Origin of the sequence: Micromonospora sp. NPDC005205, from assembly GCF_040608275.1 — a bacterium.
Taxonomy (GTDB): Bacteria; Actinomycetota; Actinomycetes; order Mycobacteriales; family Micromonosporaceae; genus Micromonospora.
Genome location: NZ_JBEXHV010000023.1, coordinates 68,953 through 87,149 on the forward strand (window position 1 = coordinate 68,953; position 18,197 = coordinate 87,149).

Here is an 18,197-nt window from a genome sequence, read left to right on the forward strand (position 1 = left end):
GCTCCACAGCGACAGCGCACTCCACCCCGTGGAGGCGGTCAGCGCAGGTCGGCCCGGCGTGGCCGGCGGGTCAGAGACAGCCAGCCCAGGAACCGGGCGTGCAGTGCTCGCGGGTCAGGACGAAGGTTCAGGGAGTACAGGTCGTCGAACGCGTCCTGCATGTTCGCCGCCAGGTAGAACGCCAGGGCGATCGAGTGGCCGTAAAACTCGGTCGTGAGGTGAAGCTGAGCCGGCGCACACGGCCAGGGCGCCGCGCAGGTACGGCAGAGCCACGCCGGGCGCATCGGCTGGTGCGGGCGAGGTCGGCGGCTCATCCGACCCGCACCGGACCGCGCCTGACGGGCGTGCGGGTGGTCGGGCGACGGGCCGGCGGGGCGGGCGGGTCCGACCAGATCAGGCCCGCCGGCATCACGAACAGGGACCGGCGCGCGACCGCATCACCATTCGCGCCGAGCTGGTAACCGTCGATCCACACCCACCCGTCGTACGTCGGCCAGTCGAGAACGCGAATCACGCGGACGAAGATCGGACGCAGGAACTGCACACTCGCGGCGCGGGTCAGGTGCAGGACCTCACCCGTGTTCGGCTTCCGCGGCGTGGGCTTCGGCGCGGGTCTCCGATCGGGCGGCTCATCCGGCACGGCGCTCTCCCTGGTCGTCACTGTGGGAAAGGACCGCCCTGTGATGCTCACCCGTCGAGATCTTGGACAGTTTCCGTTACCAGGGCCCGCCCAGGTAACGGAAACTGTCCAAGATCTGCGGCAGGCCGAGGGCGGCCCCGACACGAACGCGCCCGCCGGGTCTCAGGTCCCTACCGGCCGCGCTGTCTGATCCCCACCTTTCGACTAGTGATGGAACAAAAACAGCCCGTAGCGATATGGTCGCGAGACATTCCGCGTATCCGATGGGGCAGTTGTGAACGATGCGCTACGCGCCGCGCTCGACGAGACGGGCCACTCGATTGAGTCCCTGGCAGGGTTGGTCGGGGTCGATCGAAAGACGGTCGCGCGCTGGCTGAACCACGACCACATTCCCCATCCTCGACACCGGCAGGCGGCGGCGAGTGCGCTCCGACGGCCCATAGGGGACATCTGGCCGGACACTTCAAGACGCCGTGAGCCAATTTGGTTCCGACCATGGCAAGAGATCGAGCGCGAGGCGATCTCGCTGCGGTCGTTTCAGTCGACCGTCCTCCCCGGCCTGCTCCAGACCGAGGCATATGCCCGCGCCGTGCTCGCCGGAGCCGACGTCATCGCCCACAGCGACGTCGAGCGACACCTGGCCGCACGGCTCGCCCGGCAAAGCATCCTCACCCGTGAAGACCCGCCACACTTCACCGCCGTTGTTGACGAAGCCGTATTGCGGCGGCCAGTCGGTGGACGAGCCACCATGCGCGAGCAGGTGCAGACCCTCGTCACCGCATGCGGGGCCCCGCACGTTCGCGTGCACATCGTCCCCTCTACCGTCGGCGCGTACGCTGGCCTGAACGGTCCGTTCGTGATCGCGGTAGGGCCCGAGCATCGGATTGCCGGCTACCTCGACAATCAGCTTCAGGGGCAGGTCGTCACCGGTGCCGAGGACATAGCGGCGATGCTGGCCGCATGGGAGAACGTGCGTGGCGAGGCGCTGTCCCACTGGCAATCCGTCGATCTACTTACGGAGATGGCGAAGACATGGAACTGACCGGCGCGCAGTGGCGTAAGAGCACCCGCAGCAGCGGCAATGGCGGCGACTGCGTCGAAGTCGCTGACAACCTTCCCGGCGTTGTCCTCGTCCGCGATACCAAAGACCGCGACGGAGGGACGCTGACTTTCGGGCCGGCGGCATGGGCCGGCTTCGTCGATCTGGCGAAGGCGATCGGCCCCGTCGGCTGACCAACGCAGCACCAACTGCCCCCGGCGTCCTGGACATCACGGAACCGGGGGCCATTCGTGTGTCCAGGATGAGGTCCGCTCACCCCTGCGGTGCTTATAATGTGGGAAAATCGTCTCACTTGTTGGGAGACAGCGATGAGCGTGACGGACGTCTTCGACGCCGTGGCCGGCACGTACGACGAGGCGCGCAGGCGGCTGGTGCCGTGCTTCGACAGCTTCTACGGCACTGCCGTCCAGGTGGCCGCGCCGCCGTTGCGGGCCGCGCTCGCCGCCGGGCGTACCCCGCAGGTTCTGGACCTGGGCGCGGGCACCGGCCTGCTCTCGTTGCTGCTCGCCGCGGCGGTGCCCGGAGTCCGGCTGACCCTGGTGGACGGAGCGCCGGCGATGCTCGCCCGCGCCACCGACCAGTTGGACGCGCGGTCCGTGCCACACCGAACGGTCCACGCCGACCTGGCCGACGAACTGCCGCCGGGCCGGTACGACGCGGTGGTCAGCGCGCTGGCGATCCACCACCTGGACGACGCCGGCAAGCGCGTGCTGTACCGGCGCGCCGCCGCCGCGTTGGCACCGGGTGGGGTGTTCGTCAACGCCGAGCAGGTGGCCGGCCCGACGCCGGAACTGGACCGGCGCTACGACGAGGTGTGGATGCAACGGATCACCGAGCTGGGTTCGTCCCCCGACGAGATCGCTGCTTCCCGGGAGCGGATGCGCCACGACCGCCCGGCGACAGTGGCCGACCAGTGTCGGTGGCTCGCCGAGGCGGGCCTGGTCGACGTCGACTGCTACTTCAAGGAGTGGCGCTTCGCGGTGTTCGGCGGCCGGGCCGGGTGAGCCCGGCGGAATGTGCGTTTCGCCGCCCGGGGACGAGCCGGTGAGCGCGGGGATGACTGTCGGTCATACCTCTGGGTAATCTGCTCGGCATGACTGCCAAGGTGACTCTCTCGTTCACGGACGAGACCATCGAGGAGGCGCGGCGGTTCGCCAAGCGCGAAGGGCTGTCGCTCTCCGCATGGATGGACCAGGCCGCCCGGGAGAAGGCGCTGCGCGAGGTCTTCACCGCGCACGCCGCCGCCGTGGGCCGCGCCAGCCTGGATCTGGAGTCTGCCGCGCTCGCCGACGCCCGCGAGGTGGGCATGGTCAACGACCTGTTCTCCGGCGGACGGCCGCGTGCTGCGTAGGGGTGAGATCTGGCGCATCGAAGGCGCCCGGGAACGCCTCGGCCTCGTGATCAGCTCGGACGTCTACAACTCCACCGACGTGCCCATCGTGATCGTGGTCGAGGTGGTCGAGGAATCGCTCCTGCGGGACTCGCCGCTCGCCGTGTCGATGGGCCGGTACGTGGTGATGCCCGACCGGATCTCCTCGCCCATGAAGAAGTGGTTCACCGCGTGCGTGGACGTTGCCGACACCGACACCATGCTCCGGGTCGGTCGGGCGCTGCGCATCCTCCAGCAGCTCTGACCGCAAGGGTGGCAGCTCTGCGCACGCCGCCCCCGGTGGCGTGCTCACCATCGCCGCCGGCCCGTGGTGCGATCGACGTTTCCGGCCCGACCCGCGACGGGCACTGCCAGGTAACCGGCCGTTCCTAGCGTTTCTGCTCGTCACATCGACGAGGAGGAGCCGCCGTGAGCACGCTCACCAGCACCGTAGTCAGCGCCGAGCCGCCCGCCGTCACCGGTCGTCGGCAGCCGCTGCACGACTGGCGCCCCGAGGACCCGGACTTCTGGCAGGCCACCGGCGCGCCGATCGCCCGGCGCAACCTCTGGGTCTCCATCTTCGCGGAGCACGTCGGCTTCTCGGTGTGGAGTCTCTGGTCGGTCACCGTGCTCTTCCTCGGCCCCGCGTACGGCATCGATCCGGCCGGGAAATTCCTGCTCACCGCCGTGCCGGCCGCCCTGGGCGCGGTGCTGCGACTGCCGTACACGCTGGCGGTGGCCCGCTTCGGCGGACGACGCTGGACGATCATCAGCGCACTGCTGTTGCTGGTGCCCGCCGTCCCGATGACGGTGCTGCTGGAACCCGGCGTGTCCTACACCACCCTGATGGTGCTCGCCTGCCTCACCGGGGTCGGCGGTGGCAACTTCGCCTCCTCGATGGCGAACATCAACCTGTTCTACCCACAGCGGCTCAAGGGACGGGCGCTCGGGCTCAACGCCGGTGGCGGCAACCTGGGCGTACCCGCCGTGCAGCTCGTCGGCCTGGCCGTCCTCGCCACCGCTGGTGCCGCGTACCCCCGGTTGGTGCCGGCGGTCTACCTGCCGCTGATCGTGCTGGCCGCGCTGGCGGCGGCCCGCTGGTTGGACACCGTGCCCGGCGCGCGCAACGAGCCGGGCGCGTTGCGGGAGGCGGCCCGCGACCCGCACACCTGGGTGATGTCGCTGCTCTACATCGGCACCTTCGGCTCGTTCATCGGCTTCGGGTTCGCCTTCGGGCAGGTGCTCCAGCTCCAGTTCGCCGAGCGGTTCCCGACCCCGGTCGACGCCGCCTGGCTGACGTTCCTGGGCCCGCTGGTCGGCTCGCTGATCCGGCCGCTGGGTGGGCACCTCGCCGACCGCTTGGGCGGGGCACGGGTGACCTTCTGGAACTTCGTGGCGATGGCGGCCGGCGCGAGCACAGTGCTGTACGCGGCCCGGGAGCGTTCGTTCGGGCTCTACCTCGCGGGGTTCCTCGCCCTCTTCGTCTTCTCCGGCGTCGGCAACGGCTCCACGTACAAGATGATCCCGGCGATCTTCCGGGCCCGGTCGGCGGACGCGGTGGCCACGGGTCAGCGTGATCCGGAGGCCGCCGCGCGGTGGGCGCGGCGGATGACCGGCGCGTTGATCGGCATCGCGGGTGCGATCGGCGCCTTCGGCGGGGTGCTGGTCAACATCGCGTTCCGCCAGTCGTTCCTCAGCTCGGGCAACGCCGACGCCGCCTACCTTGCCTTCATTGGCTGGTACGCGTTGTGCTTCGCGGTCACCTGGGTGGTCTACCGCCGTCCGAGGGCCGGTCGACTCACCAACGTGTGAGCTGAGACACCCTCGGCGCGTCGCCGCGCGGGACCGCACCCCCGTTTTGACCTGCGGACCGGGCGCCGGGTATCGTTGCCTGCTGTTGTACGACATCCAGAGGCGTGCCCCTTCAGGTACGCTTGGTCGTTCGTGCGCGCTGGTCCGGCCTGCTAGATCTGGTCACCTCGGCGCGCGACCCCAGACCGACGACGAGACAAGGTAGACCTGTGCGTACGTACAGCCCGAAGCCGGGTGAGATCGAGCGTCAGTGGCACGTCATCGACGCCTCTGATGTCGTGCTGGGCCGCCTGGCCACCCACGCCGCCACGTTGCTGCGTGGTAAGCACAAGCCGACTTTCGCGCCGCACGTCGACACGGGCGACTTTGTCGTCATCGTGAACGCGGGCAAGGTTGCGTTGACCGGCAACAAGCGCCAGACCAAGGTCGCTTACCGCCACTCGGGTTACCCGGGTGGTCTGAAGCAGATCGGCTACGACGAGCTGCTGACCAAGCGTCCCGAGCGGGCCATCGAGCTGGCTGTGAAGGGGATGCTCCCGCACAACAAGCTCGGCCGTCAGCTGATCAAGAAGCTGAAGGTCTACGCCGGTGCCGAGCACCCGCACCTCGCGCAGCAGCCGGTGCCGTTCGAGATCAAGCAGATCGCGCAGTGAGCGCGGGCGAAGGAAGCAGCATGACCGACATCATCGAGACCGAGGTCGCCCCGGAAGCTCCGGAAGCCCCCGAGGCCACCGAGGCGCCGGCGCCCGTTGCCCGCGCGCCTCGTGGTGACCGGCCGATCCAGACCGTGGGCCGCCGCAAGGAGGCCATCGTCCGGGTCCGCATCATCCCGGGCACCGGCAAGATCACCTGCAACGGCCAGGACCTCGAGTCCTACTTCCCGAGCAAGGTGCACCAGCAGCTCATCAAGGACCCGCTGGTCACCGCCGAGAAGCTCGAGCAGTTCGACGTGATCGCCAACCTGCGTGGCGGCGGCACCACCGGCCAGGCCGGTGCGCTCCGGCTGGGCATCGCCCGCGCGTTGATCATCAACGAGCCGGACGACCGCCCGGCCCTCAAGAAGGCCGGCTTCCTCACCCGTGACGCCCGGGTCAAGGAGAGCAAGAAGTACGGCCTCAAGAAGGCCCGTAAGGCTCCCCAGTACTCGAAGCGCTGATCTTTCCCAGCGCGTTGTACTTCTGACGGACGGCCGGTCCGCCTCCCCCTCGTTGGGGGGAGGCGGGTCGGCCGTTCCGCTTTCTCCTCACTGGCAGTGCACTTTCGGAGGTTGGCGGGTATGGGTCGGTTGTTCGGCACGGACGGCGTACGCGGGCGGGCGAACGCGGATCTCACCCCGGAATTGGCGCTGGCGCTCGCGGTGGCCGCCGCGCACACACTCGCCGAGACGGACCGCAGCCATCCGCCGCTCGCCGTCGTCGGTCGCGACACCCGCGCCAGCGGCGAGATGCTGGAGGCCGCCGTGGTCGCCGGGCTGACCAGCGCCGGTGCCAACGTGGTGCGGGTCGGCGTGCTGCCCACCCCGGCGGTGGCGTTCCTCACCGCCGAGGCCAAGGCCGACCTGGGTGTGATGCTCTCCGCGTCGCACAACCCGATGCCGGACAACGGCATCAAGCTCTTCGCCGCCGGCGGACACAAGTTGCCCGACGAGATCGAGATGCAGATCGAGGCGGCTGTCGAGACGAACGCCACCACCGCCTGGGACCGGCCGACCGGTGCCGGCGTCGGCCGGGTGCACGACCTGCTCGACGGTGCCGACCACTACGTCCAGCACCTGGTGGGCACCGTTCCGCACCGGCTCGAGGGGATCAAGGTCGTGGTCGACTGCGCCAACGGCGCAGCCGCCGAGGTCGCCCCCGTCGCCTACCGGGAGGCCGGCGCGGAGGTCATCGCCATCCACGCGGAGCCCGACGGGCTGAACATCAACGACGACTGTGGCTCCAACCACATCGACGCGCTGCGCGCCGCCGTGGTCGAGCACGGCGCTCACCTGGGCATCGCCCACGACGGCGACGCCGACCGCTGCCTGGCGGTCACCGCCGACGGCGACGAGGTGGACGGCGACCAGGTCATGGCGATCCTCGCGCTGGCCATGCGGGACGCCGGCACGCTCACCCAGGACACCCTGGTGGCCACCGTGATGAGCAACCTCGGGCTGCGGCTCGCGATGTCCGCGCAGGGCATCCGCCTGATCGAGACCAAGGTCGGTGACCGGTACGTGCTGGAGGAGCTGCGCGCCTCCGGGCTGGCGCTCGGCGGTGAGCAGAGCGGCCACATCGTGATGCCCGCGCACGCCACCACCGGCGACGGGGTGCTGACCGGCCTGCACCTGATGGCTCGGATGGCGGCCACCGGCCAGTCCCTCGCCGAGTTGGCCTCGGTGGTCACCAAGCTGCCCCAGGTGCTGATCAACGTGCCGGTCGGCGACCGGACCGTCGGCGCCGCCGCACCCGCGGTACGCGCCGAGGTCGAGCGGGCCGAGGCGGAGCTGGGGGAGACCGGCCGGGTGCTGCTGCGCCCGTCGGGCACCGAACTGCTGGTCCGGGTGATGGTCGAAGCGGCCACCGAGGCGACCGCCCGTGAGGTCGCCGAGCGGATCGCCGAGCTGGTCCGCACCGCGAGCCCGGTCGCCTGAGGCCACCTCGGGCGGCGTCACAACCGCAGTCGGGCCGCCCGCTCGTACGTGTCGGCGGGGTCCTCGCCGTCGGTGAGGTCGAGGTCCTCGGTGACGCGTCCGTCGGTCAGTCGGACCAGTCGGTCACAGCGGGCAGCGATGGCCTGTTCGTGGGTGGCCAGCAGGATGGTCATGCCGTGCCGGTCACGGAGGTCGAGCAGCAGGTCGAGGATCTGCCCGCCGGTGGTGGAGTCGAGGTTGCCGGTGGGCTCGTCGGCCAGCAGCAGGCCCGGCGCCCCCATCAGGGCGCGGGCGATGGCGACCCGTTGCTGCTGGCCACCGGAGAGCTGCGCGGGCAGGGCGCGCTCCCGCCCGGCCAGGCCGACCGCGTCGAGCAACTCGCGGGCTCGGGTCGCGTGGTCGGCCCGGCCCCGCCGGGGGAGGACCGGCGCGATCACGTTGTCCAGCACGCTGAGTGCGGGCAGCAGGTGGTAGCGCTGGAACACGAACCCGACCCGTTGCCGGTAGCGGGCCAGTGCGGCCCGGCGCAGGTCGCTGACCACCACGTCGTCGACGGTCACGGTGCCCTCGTCGGGCTGCTCGATCGCGCCGATGAGATGCAGCAGCGTCGACTTGCCCGACCCGCTCGGCCCGGTCAACGCCACCACCGAGCCGGCCGCGACGGACACTGACACGTCGTCGACAGCGGTCAGCTGGTCCGCCCCGGTGCCGAATCGCCGGGTCAGGTGGTCGACCGAGATCGCGCTACCGATCTGCTCGCTCATGACTGCTACTCCTCTGCCAGAAGTCGGGCGGGTCGTAGGCGCGGCAACAGGGCGGCGGGCACCAGCGCGGCGACGGCGCTCACCAGCGTGCCCGCCAGCGCGACCAGTGCGGCCACCAGGACCAGCGCGCCGGGAAGGGCGCCGATCAGCCAACCCGCGCTGACCAGGCCGATCACCGCGCCGGTCGTCGAACCGACGAGCCCCAGCGCCAGCCCCTCGTAGCCGACCAGCCGGCCGAGGGCGGCGTCGGTCCAGCCGATCGCCCGCAGGGTGGCCAACTCGGCGGCCCGGTCGCGGATGTTCAGGTAGAGCACGTCCGCCACCGCGGCGGCACCGAGCAGCACTGTGGCCGCTGCGGCCACGGTGTCCGCGCCGCGCACGCTCAGCGAGACCACGTCGCCGAGCACGCTGCCGACGATCGCGCCCCGGAACGCCCACGCGGCGGCGGTGACCAGCGTCAGCGCGGCCACCCCGATGGCCAGCGCGCCGGCGCCGAGGAACGTGCGCCCGGGGGTGCGGGCCAGATTCACCAGCGCCAACCCGAAGAGGGTGCGTGGCCGGCGTACCCAGCGGGCCGGAGCGACGATGGGGCGGAGGGCGGCGGCCGGGTGGGTGCGCGCGGCCCGCAGCGCCGGCACCAGGCCCGCGGCCACCGCGAGCAGCAGTGCCACGGGTACGGCCAGGGCGGACCGCCGCCAGTCGACGTCGATGCCGAGCGCGATTCCGAGCGGGATCGTGAGAATCAGCGAGAGCAGACCCGCGATGAGCCCGAGCAGGGCGACCTCGCCCAGGATCAGCGCCGCGATGCGGCGGACCGGCCAGCCGAGACAGGACAGCACCGCCAGCTCGGAGCGCCGGTCCCGGACGGCGGCGCTGACCGCGTTGCCGAGGAAGAGCACGCAGACCACCAGCACCAGCACGAAGAGCACCAGGCTCTTACGGTCCACCGCCTGGGTGATGATCGAGGCCACACCGAGCGCCGACCAGTTCTCGGTCAACCGCAGCATCGGCCGGCCGAACGAGCCGGCGGGCAGCTCCACTGTCTGCGGCGCCCCCGACGAGCCGAGGGTGATGTCGACGTCCAGCCCGGTACGTGCCGCGATCTGCTCGGCGACCAGTCGGACCCGCTCGGCCGACCGCGCGCTGTAGCCGTCCACGTCGGCCACCCGTACCCGGACAGCGCTGATCGGGGCCTTGGCCTGTGGCCCGCCGCCACCCTCCAGGATCTTCGGCACGCTGCCGAGGTTGGTGAGCAGCAGCGGCGGCGCGGAGAGATAGCCTGCGGGATTGCCGCTGGGTGCCAGCGGCTGGCCGCCCAGCGCTGCCCGGCTGCGGTCGTCGGCACCCTCTGCCGTCGGCGCCTGGTAGGTCTCCAGCGGCAGTTGGCCGAGGTCACTGAACCCGGCCAGCCGGCCCGGGTCGAAGACACCGACAGCCCGCCAGAAACGATTGGCGGTGTTCGCGCTCACAGCTAGCGGCAGCGCCCGTATCGACCGGGAACCGGTGTCGTCGGCGAGCCAGGGTCGGGGCAGCGGGTTGTACGTCTCCAACTTGCCGTACACCTCAGGGTCGCCGGGCGGTTGCTGGCGGGCCCGCAGGCTGCCGTCGGGTAGCGGGTCGTACTGCACCTCGGTCGACTGCACGACCGTCTGAAGTTGGCCGTGGCAGCACCCGGCCATGGAGAGCTCCTCGGTGAGCATCGCCTTGTGCCCGGCGGTGAGGTCGTACCGAGCGGACCCGGCGGGAGTCCCCCCGGGGCGGTTCAAGGTCTTCTCCAGGTCGATCGCCTCCACCCCGGCGGGGCTGATCGCGAGCCGGGTGAACCTGGCCGCCAGCGACTCGTCGATGAAGGGTCGGTTGGTGACGAGGACCGGGACCTCGTGATTGTCCGCCGAGCCCCGGCGGTTGACGGCGACCCTGTCGTCCGTGCGGACGGCTCGACCGGTGACCACGGCATCGTCGAGCCCGACGAGTTGTTCCTCGGCCGCCGGGTCCACAGCGGCCAGGAGGAACGGCACTGTCAGGTCGTACGCCATCACCAGCCGGTCGGTGGGTGTGGCGGAGCCGTCCCGGTCGGTGGCGAGCACGTAGGCGTCGGCTTGGAACCGGCCGTCGGGCAGCAGTTGGACGGCGTGCAGGGACCAGTCCTCGCGCTCGGAGTAGGTGCCCGGGTTGCCCAGCAGCGCGTATCCCGGATCGCAGATGGGAAGGCTGCGCCCGTCCGGCTGCACCTCGCGGGGGACCGGCCCGCAGGTGTCCGACCAGGGGTAGGACCGCCCATCGGAGTACGGCACGGCGTCACCGAGGGTCTCCCAGTCGATCCGGGGGTAGATCAACGGCTTCGTGGTCACGTACACGTACCGGGGTTTGCCTGGCGCGCTGGAGAGACCCCGTTCGGCGTGGAAGGTCGGGTCGACCCGGATGAGCTGCTGGTCCAACGAGCGGTCGACGGCGCCGGTGAGGTCGATCGGCGTCGGTAGCAGGGTGGTGGAATAGCCGAGCATCGCGATCGGGGCCGCCACCTCGATGCCGGGGACCGTCGTCACCTGCTCGTACTGCTCGGTGGTGATGCCACCGAAGAGTCCGGAGAGATAGTTGGGGCGGACCAGCCCGCGCTCGGCTTCGAGCGGCGTGCGGGTCCCCTTGGGACGGACGAGGATTTCGTAGGCGACCTGGGTGTTGCGCTCGACCGTGCCGGTGACGTCCAGACGAGAGGTGGTGGTGGCGCCGGTCAGGACCACGAAGCCGGTGGTGGCCACCAGCACGCCGACCAGCAGCGCCACCGACCGCCCCGCACGGCCGCGCAGCTGTCTCCAGATGAAGCCGAGCATCGCGCCTCCCCGTGTGCTGACTCCCACTCTGCGCGATACATTGTGACAATGCAAGACCCGTACCGGAGGTGACATGGCGATCCAGCACGCTGTCCTCGCCCTGCTCGCTGGTGGCCCGAGCCACGGCTACCAGCTCAAGGGCGCGTTCGAAGCCGCCGTCGGCCCGCAGTGGGGGCCGCTGAACATCGGCCACCTCTACCAGATCCTCGACCGGCTCTCCCGGGACGAACTGGTCGTCGCCGAACGGCAACCGCAGCCGATCAAGCCGGATCGGGTGGTCTACGAGATCACCCCTGCCGGCCGCGCGGAGCTGGCGCGGTGGCTGACGGAGCCGAGCCCGCGCAGCGGCGGATTCCGGGACGACTTCTTCCTCAAGGTCACCGCCGCCGCCCGGTCCGGCTCCGCAGCCACGGTCCGCGCGGTGCTGAGCAACCAGCGTGGCCACCTGCTGCGCGAGCTGCGCAATCTGGACGGCCTGCGGCGGGCCGCCGAGGACCCGGTGGTCGGGTTGCTGCTCACCGCGGCCAGCCGGCACGTGAGCGCGGACCTGTCGTTCGTGGACGACGCCGAGGCGGTGCTGCTCGGTGACGACGGTCAACTGCTCAGCCGACTCGCGACGTCGACAGCCGATCAGTCGGCGACCGACCCGGGACCGACCGGCTCCGGGCGGGTCAGCGGCTCGGGGCGGGTCAGCGGCTCCGGCCCAGAGCGTGCAGCCGGCTGACCGCCTCGGTCAGCACCTCCGGGCGCTTGCAGAAGGCGAACCTGACCAGCCGCCGGCCCGCGTCGACGTCGTCGTAGAAGACCTGGGTGGGCACCGCCACCACACCGCAGCGCTCCGGCAACGAGCGGCAGAACTCCACCCCGTCCCGGCCGCCGAGGGCGGTGATGTCGGCGGTGACGAAGTACGTCCCCTCCGAGTCGAGCACCTCGAAACCGGCGTCGGTCAGACCACCGACGAGCTGGTCCCGCCGCTGCTGGAGACCGTCCCGGAAGCCGGTGTAGTAGGCGTCCGGCAGGGCCAGCGCCACGGCCACCGCCGGTTGCAGCGGCGCGGCGTTGACATAGGTGAGGAACTGCTTCACCCGGAGCAGCGCCGAGACCAGCGCCGCCGGGCCGCTCGCCCAGCCGACCTTCCACCCCGTGCAGGAGAACGTCTTGCCGGCCGACGAGATGCGCAGCGTCCGCTCCCGCATCCCGGGCAGGCTGGCCAGCGGCACGTGCGGGCTCGACGCGTCGGTGAAGACCAGGTGCTCGTACACCTCGTCGGTGACCGCGTACGCGCCGAACTCCTGACACAACTCGGCGACCTGCGCCAACTCGGCCGGGGTGAAGACCTTGCCGGTCGGGTTGTGCGGCGAGTTCAGCAGCACCAGCCGGGTACGCGGGCCGAACGCCGCACGCAGCGCCGCCGGGTCGAAGGCGTACCGGCCATCGGCCGAGGGGCGCAACGTCACCGGCCGGCGGACCGCGCCGGCCAACGCGATCGAGGCGGCGTACGAGTCGTAGTACGGCTCGAAGCACACCACCTCGTCGCCGGGTTCGCAGAGCGCGAGGATGCTCGCCGCGACCGCCTCGGTCGCGCCCGCCGTGATCACGATCTCGCTGTCCGGGTCGTACGCCAGGTCGTAGAACCGCCGCTGATGCGCCGCGACGGCCGCGCGCAGGGCGGGGATCCCCGGGCCGGGCGGGTACTGGTTCTGCCCGTTGCGCAGCGCCTCGGCGGCGGCGGCCAGCATCTCCGGTGGGCCGTCGGTGTCGGGAAACCCCTGGCCGAGGTTGACCGCGCCGGTGCGTACGGCGAGGGCGGACATCTCGGCGAAGATCGTCGTTCCGAACGGCCGCATCCGGGCCACCAGCGGGTCGACATCGGTGCTCGTCGTCACCTGTGCCAGCCTACGGCCATACCCGGCTCGGACCCCAGCCTCAGTCGCGCCCGCAACTGGTCGCCCAGTAGCCCCGGGTCTTGTCGACGACCGGCTTGCCGGCACCGGTGACCGTGACTGTGCAGTCGAGTGGTCTCTCACCCTCGTCGTCGGCCCATCTGGCCTCCACCATCACCCTGGTCTTGCCGTTGGTGCGGATGGTGGTGCGCCAGGGCAGTTTCTGGCCGTCGACGTGGATGAGATCGCTCTCGGCGTCGAAGTACGCCAGGTCGACGACACCCGACCCGCTGAGCTGGTAGACCACCGTCACGGGTGCCGGTCCTGAGGTCGGTCGGGTGATCGGCTTCTTGCTGGGGGTGGGGGACGTGGTGGGCGGCTGCGGGGCGGTGGGTCGCTCCGGGATGATCGGCCCGGTGGTGGGCTCCGTCCAGCCGTCGTCGTCGGGGACGACCCACGGCTCCTCGGCGACCGGGTCCGGGTTTGCCTGGTCGAGCCACAGGCCGGCCACGCAGAGGCAACCACACACCAGTAGGACGAGTGCCACGACGGCCGCGACGACGATCCCGACGATCCGCCCGCTGCTCGTGGTCGTCTTGCCAGGGACCTGCGGATACCCGGGGTAGGCGTAGGGCGGCGGATAACCGGGCGGCGGCCAGCCGGTGCCGGGGGGCGGATAGCCGGGCGGCGGATAGCCGGTGCCGGGCGGCGGCCAGCCAGCGGTCTGCGGCTGCCCGTCGGGCGTGGGCCACCCGATCGGCGGTGGCGATCCGGCCGACGGCGGGCCTGAGGAGTCGGGCGACCACGGGGGTGTCTGCGGGTCGGGCGACCACGGCGTCGCGGACGGTTGCGGCGTCCACTGGGTGGCGGGCGGCGACGGCGTCCACGGCGCGGCCGGCGGGGGTGGCTCCCAGGGGGCCTGCGGGGCCCACGGCTGGCCCGGCGCCAGCGGGTCGGGGGCCGGAGACGAAGCCGTGGACGGCGGCGCCGTCGGGTCCGGCGGAAGTGCCTGGGAAGCCGGGTCCGGAGCGGACGAGGGGGTCGGGTCGGGCGGCGTCGCGTCGGACATGGCTGCTCCGGGCGGGAGTGGGTATGGGACGAACGGGCCGTGGACGGGAGCGCCAAACCCGCCGAGAGACTTCCGCACCCGAAGGCGTGTCGCAACCCCGCCCTGAGGAGCGGGGCGCGAGGGGCCTGTGACGCTCGTCCCGTTGCGGCCGCGTAGGCACTGATCGCTCAGATTCCGTGATTGATAACCCGACTTTCGAGCAACCAACGTGAGTGAAACTGGGTTAGGCTGCGGGCCATGTGTGGAATCGTGGGATACGCGGGCGCGCGCCCCGCACTCGGCATCGTCCTCGACGGGCTGCGGCGGCTGGAATACCGTGGCTACGACTCGGCAGGCGTCGCGATCGTCTGTGACGATCAGCTGCTGACCGAGAAGAAGGCCGGCAAGCTGGCCAACCTGGAGAAGGTGCTGTCCGAGCGGGCCGCCGACGACCCGACCTCCTGCGCGGCCAGCCCGATCGGCATCGGTGACGGCACCACCGGCATCGGGCACACCCGGTGGGCCACCCACGGCGGCCCGACCGACCGCAACGCCCACCCGCACGTCGCCCCCGACGGGCGGGTCGCGGTGATCCACAACGGCATCATCGAAAACTTCGCCAAGCTCCGCGCCGAGCTGGAGGCCGACGGCGTCCAGTTCACCAGCGACACCGACACCGAGTGCGCCGCGCACCTGCTCGCCGCCGCGCTGGCCGACCTGCGCGCCGCCGGCCAGCCGGACAGCCCGCAACTGCTCGCCGCCGGCATGCGCGTGGTCTGCCAGCGCCTGGAGGGCGCGTTCACGCTGCTCGCCGTGGACGCCTCCGTGCCCGGTGCGGTCGTCGGCGCCCGGCGCAACTCGCCGCTGGTGGTCGGCCGGGGCGACGGGGAAAACTACCTGGCCAGCGATGTGGCCGCGTTCATCGAGCACACCCGGGAAGCGGTCGAGCTGGGCCAGGACCAGATCGTGCTGATCACCGGTGACAGCATCGAGATCACCGACTTCGAGGGCCAGCCCGCCGCCGGCCAGGACTTCCACATCGACTGGGACTCCTCGGCCGCGGAGAAGGGCGGCTACGACTGGTTCATGCTCAAGGAGATCGAGGAGCAGCCGCAGGCCATCGCCGACACGCTGCTGGGCCGGCTCACCGAGAGCGGTGAGATCGCCCTCGACGAGGTCCGCCTCAGCGACCAGGATCTGCGCGACGTCGACAAGATCTTCATCGTGGCCTGCGGCACCGCGTACCACGCCGGCATGGTCGCCAAGTACGCCATCGAGCACTGGACCCGGATCCCGTGCGAGGTGGAGCTGGCCAGCGAGTTCCGCTATCGCGACCCGGTCCTCGACCGGTCCACGCTGATCGTGGTGATCTCGCAGTCCGGCGAGACGATGGACACCCTGATGGCGCTGCGCCACGCCAAGGAGCAGAAGGCCCGGGTGCTGGCGATCTGCAACACCAACGGCTCGACCATCCCCCGCGAGTCCGACGCTGTCCTCTACACCCACGGTGGGCCGGAGATCGCCGTCGCCTCCACCAAGGCGTTCCTGACCCAGGTCGTCGCCTGCTATCTCATCGGCCTGCACCTGGCCCAGGTGCGCGGCATCAAGTTCGCCGACGAGGTGGGCGCGGTGGTCGCGCAGCTGCAGGAGATCCCCGGCAAGCTGCGTGAGCTGCTCGACCGGATTGAGCCCGTCCGCGAGCTGGCCCGGGAGCTGAAGTCCGAGCCGACGGTGCTGTTCATCGGCCGGCACGTCGGCTACCCGGTGGCCCTGGAAGGCGCGCTCAAGCTCAAAGAGTTGGCGTACATGCACGCCGAGGGCTTCGCCGCCGGTGAGCTGAAGCACGGCCCGATCGCCCTGATCGACAAGGGCACCCCGGTCATCTGCGTGGTGCCCTCGCCGGTGGGCCGGGGCATGCTGCACGACAAGGTCGTCTCCAACATCCAGGAGGTACGGGCGCGGGGCGCGCGGACCATCGTGATCGCGGAGGAGGGCGACGAGGCGGTCGTCCGGTACGCCGACCACCTGATCTACGTGCCGCGTACGCCCACCCTGCTGGCCCCGCTCGTCACCACTGTCCCGTTGCAGGTGCTCGCCGCCGAGATCGCCGCCGCCCGGGGACACGACGTGGACCAGCCCCGCAACCTGGCCAAGTCGGTCACCGTCGAGTAGGCACCCCGCACCTCCGGAACCCCGGTCGCCGCGCTCCGCCGCGGCCGGGGTTCCGTCGTCACCGGCCCAGCACGACACGGGCCATCCCGTCCAGCGCAGGGTTTCCCGCCTCCCAGTAGCCGGTGTGCCCGCCGCGGCCGCTGGGGAGCACCCGCCCGCCGAAGCCGGGATCGGCCGGGTCGTGACCGAACCACAGCTCGTGCCCCGTCCGGCCGGGCCAACTAAGCACGGCGGCGAGTGGTGCCGCGCCGAACAGGGCCCGCCGGCCCAGCTCGTCCGGTGACCGGGCCGCCCGGATCACGTCGTCCGGGGCGCTGCTCGCCCAGACCTCGCCGGGCGGCACGCCCAGCTCGGTGGCGTGCGACGCGCCGACACCGGGGGAGCCGACGAAGACCAGCGCGTCGGCGGCCAGGCCGTGCTCCCGGGCGGCAACACCCACCACCAGCGACCCGTAGCTGTGCCCGAGCACCGTCTGCCGGGCCGGCGGACCGTCGTGGCTGACGCGCAGCCCTTCCTGGAAGCGGTGCAACGCCGGGCCGGCGTCCCGGGCCTGACCCGCCGAGGCGGCCTCGGTCAGCAGATCCGGAGCGTCGTAGTCCAACCAGAGCACCGCCGCGCTGCGCTCATCCGGGGCGAGCGCGGCGCACCGCTCCAGCACCCGGGCCGCCCTGCCCAACTCGCCGGAGGCGTCGTCCAGGCCGGCGGTCATCCCCGGCACGTAGGTCAGCACCCGGTCGGCGTGGTCCGGGTCGCCGAGCGCCACCACCGCCCGGCCCTCACCCGCCGGGTCCACCCCGAGCAGGTACGCCCGCGGCGCCTCGCCGGCCGTCAGTCGGCCGACCAGCGCGTCCAGACCGGCCAGCCGCCCGGCCACCCCGCGCAACCGGATCAACGCGAGGGGCCCCGGCGGCACCTGGGACAGCAGCCGTCGCCGCTCGGCCAGCAACTCCGTACGCCAGGCGTCGAGCCGTAACCGGTTGGCCTGGTCCCGGGCAGCCACCGGCAGCCCGTCCAACCTGCCCATTAGGGCCGGCTCGCGAACGATCAGCCACCGTCGCTGCGCCGGCGTCAACCCGGCCCACCAGGCGCTGACCAGCGTGGGCGTGGCACCGAGAGCCGGTCGGCCCGGCGGGGGCGGGGACGCCCAACCGGTGCCGGCGGCCCTGGCCAGCTCATCCAACCGGTCCGCGGCGACCCGGTCCGCAGCGGCTGCCCCGTCGAGCGCGGCCCGCAGGGCCGCGGCCACTCCAGCCGCGGCGACCCCGGCCCGCTCGGTAGGTCGGTACCGGGCCGGATCGACCCGCACCGCACCCGAGCGGTCCACCAGCAGGCCGGCCGCATCGGCCTGGGCGACCGCCTGGGAGAGCCGCGCCTTCGCCACCGCCAGCCCAGCGGCCAACTCCGCCAGCACCTGGTCGACCTCGATCAGCGCTGGTGCGATCGAGGCCAGCTCGTCACGCAGGCCGTTGAGGCGAGTGTCCGCCGCCGTGGCTGCCGTACCCGACCAACCGTCCCGCAACCGCCCGGTGGCCGCCCGCAGCTCGCCGAGGCGCCGATCGAGTGGCCTCGCCAACCCCGCCCACGCCGCCCCGGCGGCCCTCCACGCACCAGGATCGACAGCCCACAGCTGTCGGTAACCGACGCTGCTCACCGAGGTAGGGAGGCGAACCGGCCGGCGGCCCGGTCGTCCACCGTCTCGTACGCGTCGGCCGCCGCCCGGACGCCGCCGGAGGTCGCCGCGACCCGGTCACCCAGCCGGCAGAACCAGGCGTGCACGGCCGCCTCCAACCCGGCCAGCGCCGCGCCGGCTCGCCATTCGGGCGCAGCCACCACCAGCCCAGGCAACCCCGCGAGGCCCAACGCCAACCGGCGTGCCTCGTCGTCGAGCAGGCCGGCGACCGCCCGCAACTCCTCCGGCTGAACGGCGAACGGCTCGTCGGTCATGACCACACCCCCGTGGACGATCGGCATCGACGCGCTCACGCT

General features: G+C 71.7%; 19 protein-coding genes. 11 read left to right on the top strand and 8 right to left on the bottom strand.

All coding sequences use genetic code 11. The features are described from left to right. Nucleotides 1–38 precede the first annotated feature (38 nt). Both ABZU43_RS29300 and ABZU43_RS29305 read right to left on the bottom strand, forming a co-directional pair. Complete coding sequence (locus ABZU43_RS29300; protein WP_355009637.1) at nt 39–314, bottom strand: hypothetical protein; 276 nt, start codon at nt 312–314, stop codon at nt 39–41. Further along, complete coding sequence (locus ABZU43_RS29305; protein WP_355009669.1) at nt 311–640, bottom strand: hypothetical protein; 330 nt, start codon at nt 638–640, stop codon at nt 311–313. The genes ABZU43_RS29300 and ABZU43_RS29305 overlap by 4 nt, the downstream gene beginning before the upstream one ends. A gap of 274 nt (nt 641–914) precedes the next feature. Between ABZU43_RS29305 and ABZU43_RS29310 the strand changes: the two genes are divergently transcribed. From ABZU43_RS29310 to glmM, 9 genes are all read left to right on the top strand, one after another. After that, nucleotides 915–1,682, top strand: a complete 768-nt coding sequence (locus ABZU43_RS29310; RefSeq protein WP_355009638.1) for a helix-turn-helix transcriptional regulator — start codon at nt 915–917, stop codon at nt 1,680–1,682. Beyond that, entirely contained in the window at nt 1,673–1,873 is a 201-nt protein-coding gene (locus tag ABZU43_RS29315) for a DUF397 domain-containing protein (protein WP_355009639.1), read from the top strand. The genes ABZU43_RS29310 and ABZU43_RS29315 overlap by 10 nt, the downstream gene beginning before the upstream one ends. Nucleotides 1,874–2,008: 135 nt before the next feature. Next, nucleotides 2,009–2,704 carry a methyltransferase domain-containing protein gene (locus tag ABZU43_RS29320; RefSeq protein ID WP_355009640.1) on the top strand — a complete coding sequence of 232 codons (696 nt, stop codon included), beginning with the start codon at nt 2,009–2,011 and terminating at the stop codon, nt 2,702–2,704. An 89-nt stretch (nt 2,705–2,793) separates the two neighbouring features. Then, nucleotides 2,794–3,051 (top strand): DUF6364 family protein, encoded by a 258-nt coding sequence (locus ABZU43_RS29325; protein ID WP_091403518.1) that lies wholly within the window; start codon nt 2,794–2,796, stop codon nt 3,049–3,051. Then, nucleotides 3,041–3,334: a hypothetical protein gene (locus ABZU43_RS29330; RefSeq protein ID WP_091402325.1), complete on the top strand. Its 294-nt coding sequence runs from the start codon at nt 3,041–3,043 to the stop codon at nt 3,332–3,334. The genes ABZU43_RS29325 and ABZU43_RS29330 overlap by 11 nt, the downstream gene beginning before the upstream one ends. Before the next feature lie 164 nt (nt 3,335–3,498). Next, nucleotides 3,499–4,881, top strand: coding sequence for a nitrate/nitrite transporter (locus ABZU43_RS29335; RefSeq protein ID WP_355009641.1), 1,383 nt, complete (start codon nt 3,499–3,501; stop codon nt 4,879–4,881). A 209-nt stretch (nt 4,882–5,090) separates the two neighbouring features. Next, nucleotides 5,091–5,534, top strand: a complete 444-nt coding sequence (gene rplM, locus ABZU43_RS29340; RefSeq protein ID WP_053653864.1) for a 50S ribosomal protein L13 — start codon at nt 5,091–5,093, stop codon at nt 5,532–5,534. Between the two features lie 20 nt (nt 5,535–5,554). Further along, a complete protein-coding gene (gene rpsI, locus ABZU43_RS29345; protein ID WP_355009642.1) occupies nt 5,555–6,037 on the top strand; it encodes a 30S ribosomal protein S9 in 483 nt (160 codons plus the stop codon). Nucleotides 6,038–6,157: 120 nt separating this feature from the next. Then, nucleotides 6,158–7,513, top strand: a complete 1,356-nt coding sequence (gene glmM / locus ABZU43_RS29350) for a phosphoglucosamine mutase (RefSeq protein WP_355009643.1) — start codon at nt 6,158–6,160, stop codon at nt 7,511–7,513. A 17-nt stretch (nt 7,514–7,530) separates the two neighbouring features. Here the strand turns inward: glmM and ABZU43_RS29355 are convergent, their stop codons facing one another. Then, nucleotides 7,531–8,277, bottom strand: a complete 747-nt coding sequence (locus ABZU43_RS29355; RefSeq protein WP_355009644.1) for an ABC transporter ATP-binding protein — start codon at nt 8,275–8,277, stop codon at nt 7,531–7,533. A gap of 5 nt (nt 8,278–8,282) precedes the next feature. Next, the gene (locus ABZU43_RS29360; RefSeq protein WP_355009645.1) at nt 8,283–11,108 is read right to left on the bottom strand and encodes an ABC transporter permease; all 2,826 of its coding nucleotides are present in this window, start codon (nt 11,106–11,108) and stop codon (nt 8,283–8,285) included. A gap of 73 nt (nt 11,109–11,181) precedes the next feature. On the opposite strand from ABZU43_RS29360, the gene ABZU43_RS29365 reads away from it, so the two are divergent. After that, the gene (locus ABZU43_RS29365) at nt 11,182–11,832 is read left to right on the top strand and encodes a PadR family transcriptional regulator (RefSeq protein WP_355009646.1); all 651 of its coding nucleotides are present in this window, start codon (nt 11,182–11,184) and stop codon (nt 11,830–11,832) included. Here ABZU43_RS29365 and ABZU43_RS29370 read toward each other — a convergent pair. Next, nucleotides 11,798–12,955, bottom strand: a complete 1,158-nt coding sequence (locus tag ABZU43_RS29370) for a pyridoxal phosphate-dependent aminotransferase (RefSeq protein WP_355009670.1) — start codon at nt 12,953–12,955, stop codon at nt 11,798–11,800. The genes ABZU43_RS29365 and ABZU43_RS29370 overlap by 35 nt on opposite strands. A gap of 79 nt (nt 12,956–13,034) precedes the next feature. Beyond that, complete coding sequence (locus tag ABZU43_RS29375; protein ID WP_355009647.1) at nt 13,035–14,060, bottom strand: MmpS family transport accessory protein; 1,026 nt, start codon at nt 14,058–14,060, stop codon at nt 13,035–13,037. 237 nt (nt 14,061–14,297) lie between these two features. Here ABZU43_RS29375 and glmS point away from each other — a divergent pair, with 237 nt between their 5' ends. After that, nucleotides 14,298–16,211 carry a glutamine--fructose-6-phosphate transaminase (isomerizing) gene (gene glmS / locus ABZU43_RS29380; RefSeq protein ID WP_355009648.1) on the top strand — a complete coding sequence of 638 codons (1,914 nt, stop codon included), beginning with the start codon at nt 14,298–14,300 and terminating at the stop codon, nt 16,209–16,211. Between the two features lie 58 nt (nt 16,212–16,269). Here the strand turns inward: glmS and ABZU43_RS29385 are convergent, their stop codons facing one another. Both ABZU43_RS29385 and ABZU43_RS29390 read right to left on the bottom strand, forming a co-directional pair. Further along, nucleotides 16,270–17,862: an alpha/beta hydrolase gene (locus tag ABZU43_RS29385; RefSeq protein WP_355009649.1), complete on the bottom strand. Its 1,593-nt coding sequence runs from the start codon at nt 17,860–17,862 to the stop codon at nt 16,270–16,272. Next, nucleotides 17,859–18,155: a hypothetical protein gene (locus ABZU43_RS29390; RefSeq protein WP_355009650.1), complete on the bottom strand. Its 297-nt coding sequence runs from the start codon at nt 18,153–18,155 to the stop codon at nt 17,859–17,861. Before ABZU43_RS29390 ends, ABZU43_RS29385 begins: the two co-directional genes overlap by 4 nt. Nucleotides 18,156–18,197 lie beyond the last annotated feature (42 nt).

What these genes read in the sequence shown, in the direction of transcription:
- ABZU43_RS29370 (WP_355009670.1), bottom strand. Translation starts at nt 12,955, where the DNA reads ATGCGGCCGTTCGGAACGACGATCTTCGCCGAGATGTCCGCCCTCGCC.
- ABZU43_RS29315 (WP_355009639.1), top strand. Translation starts at nt 1,673, where the DNA reads ATGGAACTGACCGGCGCGCAGTGGCGTAAGAGCACCCGCAGCAGCGGC.
- ABZU43_RS29325 (WP_091403518.1), top strand. Translation starts at nt 2,794, where the DNA reads ATGACTGCCAAGGTGACTCTCTCGTTCACGGACGAGACCATCGAGGAG.
- ABZU43_RS29365 (WP_355009646.1), top strand. Translation starts at nt 11,182, where the DNA reads ATGGCGATCCAGCACGCTGTCCTCGCCCTGCTCGCTGGTGGCCCGAGC.
- ABZU43_RS29300 (WP_355009637.1), bottom strand. Translation starts at nt 314, where the DNA reads ATGAGCCGCCGACCTCGCCCGCACCAGCCGATGCGCCCGGCGTGGCTC.
- ABZU43_RS29320 (WP_355009640.1), top strand. Translation starts at nt 2,009, where the DNA reads ATGAGCGTGACGGACGTCTTCGACGCCGTGGCCGGCACGTACGACGAG.
- ABZU43_RS29375 (WP_355009647.1), bottom strand. Translation starts at nt 14,060, where the DNA reads ATGTCCGACGCGACGCCGCCCGACCCGACCCCCTCGTCCGCTCCGGAC.
- ABZU43_RS29355 (WP_355009644.1), bottom strand. Translation starts at nt 8,277, where the DNA reads ATGAGCGAGCAGATCGGTAGCGCGATCTCGGTCGACCACCTGACCCGG.
- ABZU43_RS29360 (WP_355009645.1), bottom strand. Translation starts at nt 11,108, where the DNA reads ATGCTCGGCTTCATCTGGAGACAGCTGCGCGGCCGTGCGGGGCGGTCG.
- glmM (WP_355009643.1), top strand. Translation starts at nt 6,158, where the DNA reads ATGGGTCGGTTGTTCGGCACGGACGGCGTACGCGGGCGGGCGAACGCG.
- glmS (WP_355009648.1), top strand. Translation starts at nt 14,298, where the DNA reads ATGTGTGGAATCGTGGGATACGCGGGCGCGCGCCCCGCACTCGGCATC.
- ABZU43_RS29390 (WP_355009650.1), bottom strand. Translation starts at nt 18,155, where the DNA reads ATGACCGACGAGCCGTTCGCCGTTCAGCCGGAGGAGTTGCGGGCGGTC.
- rpsI (WP_355009642.1), top strand. Translation starts at nt 5,555, where the DNA reads ATGACCGACATCATCGAGACCGAGGTCGCCCCGGAAGCTCCGGAAGCC.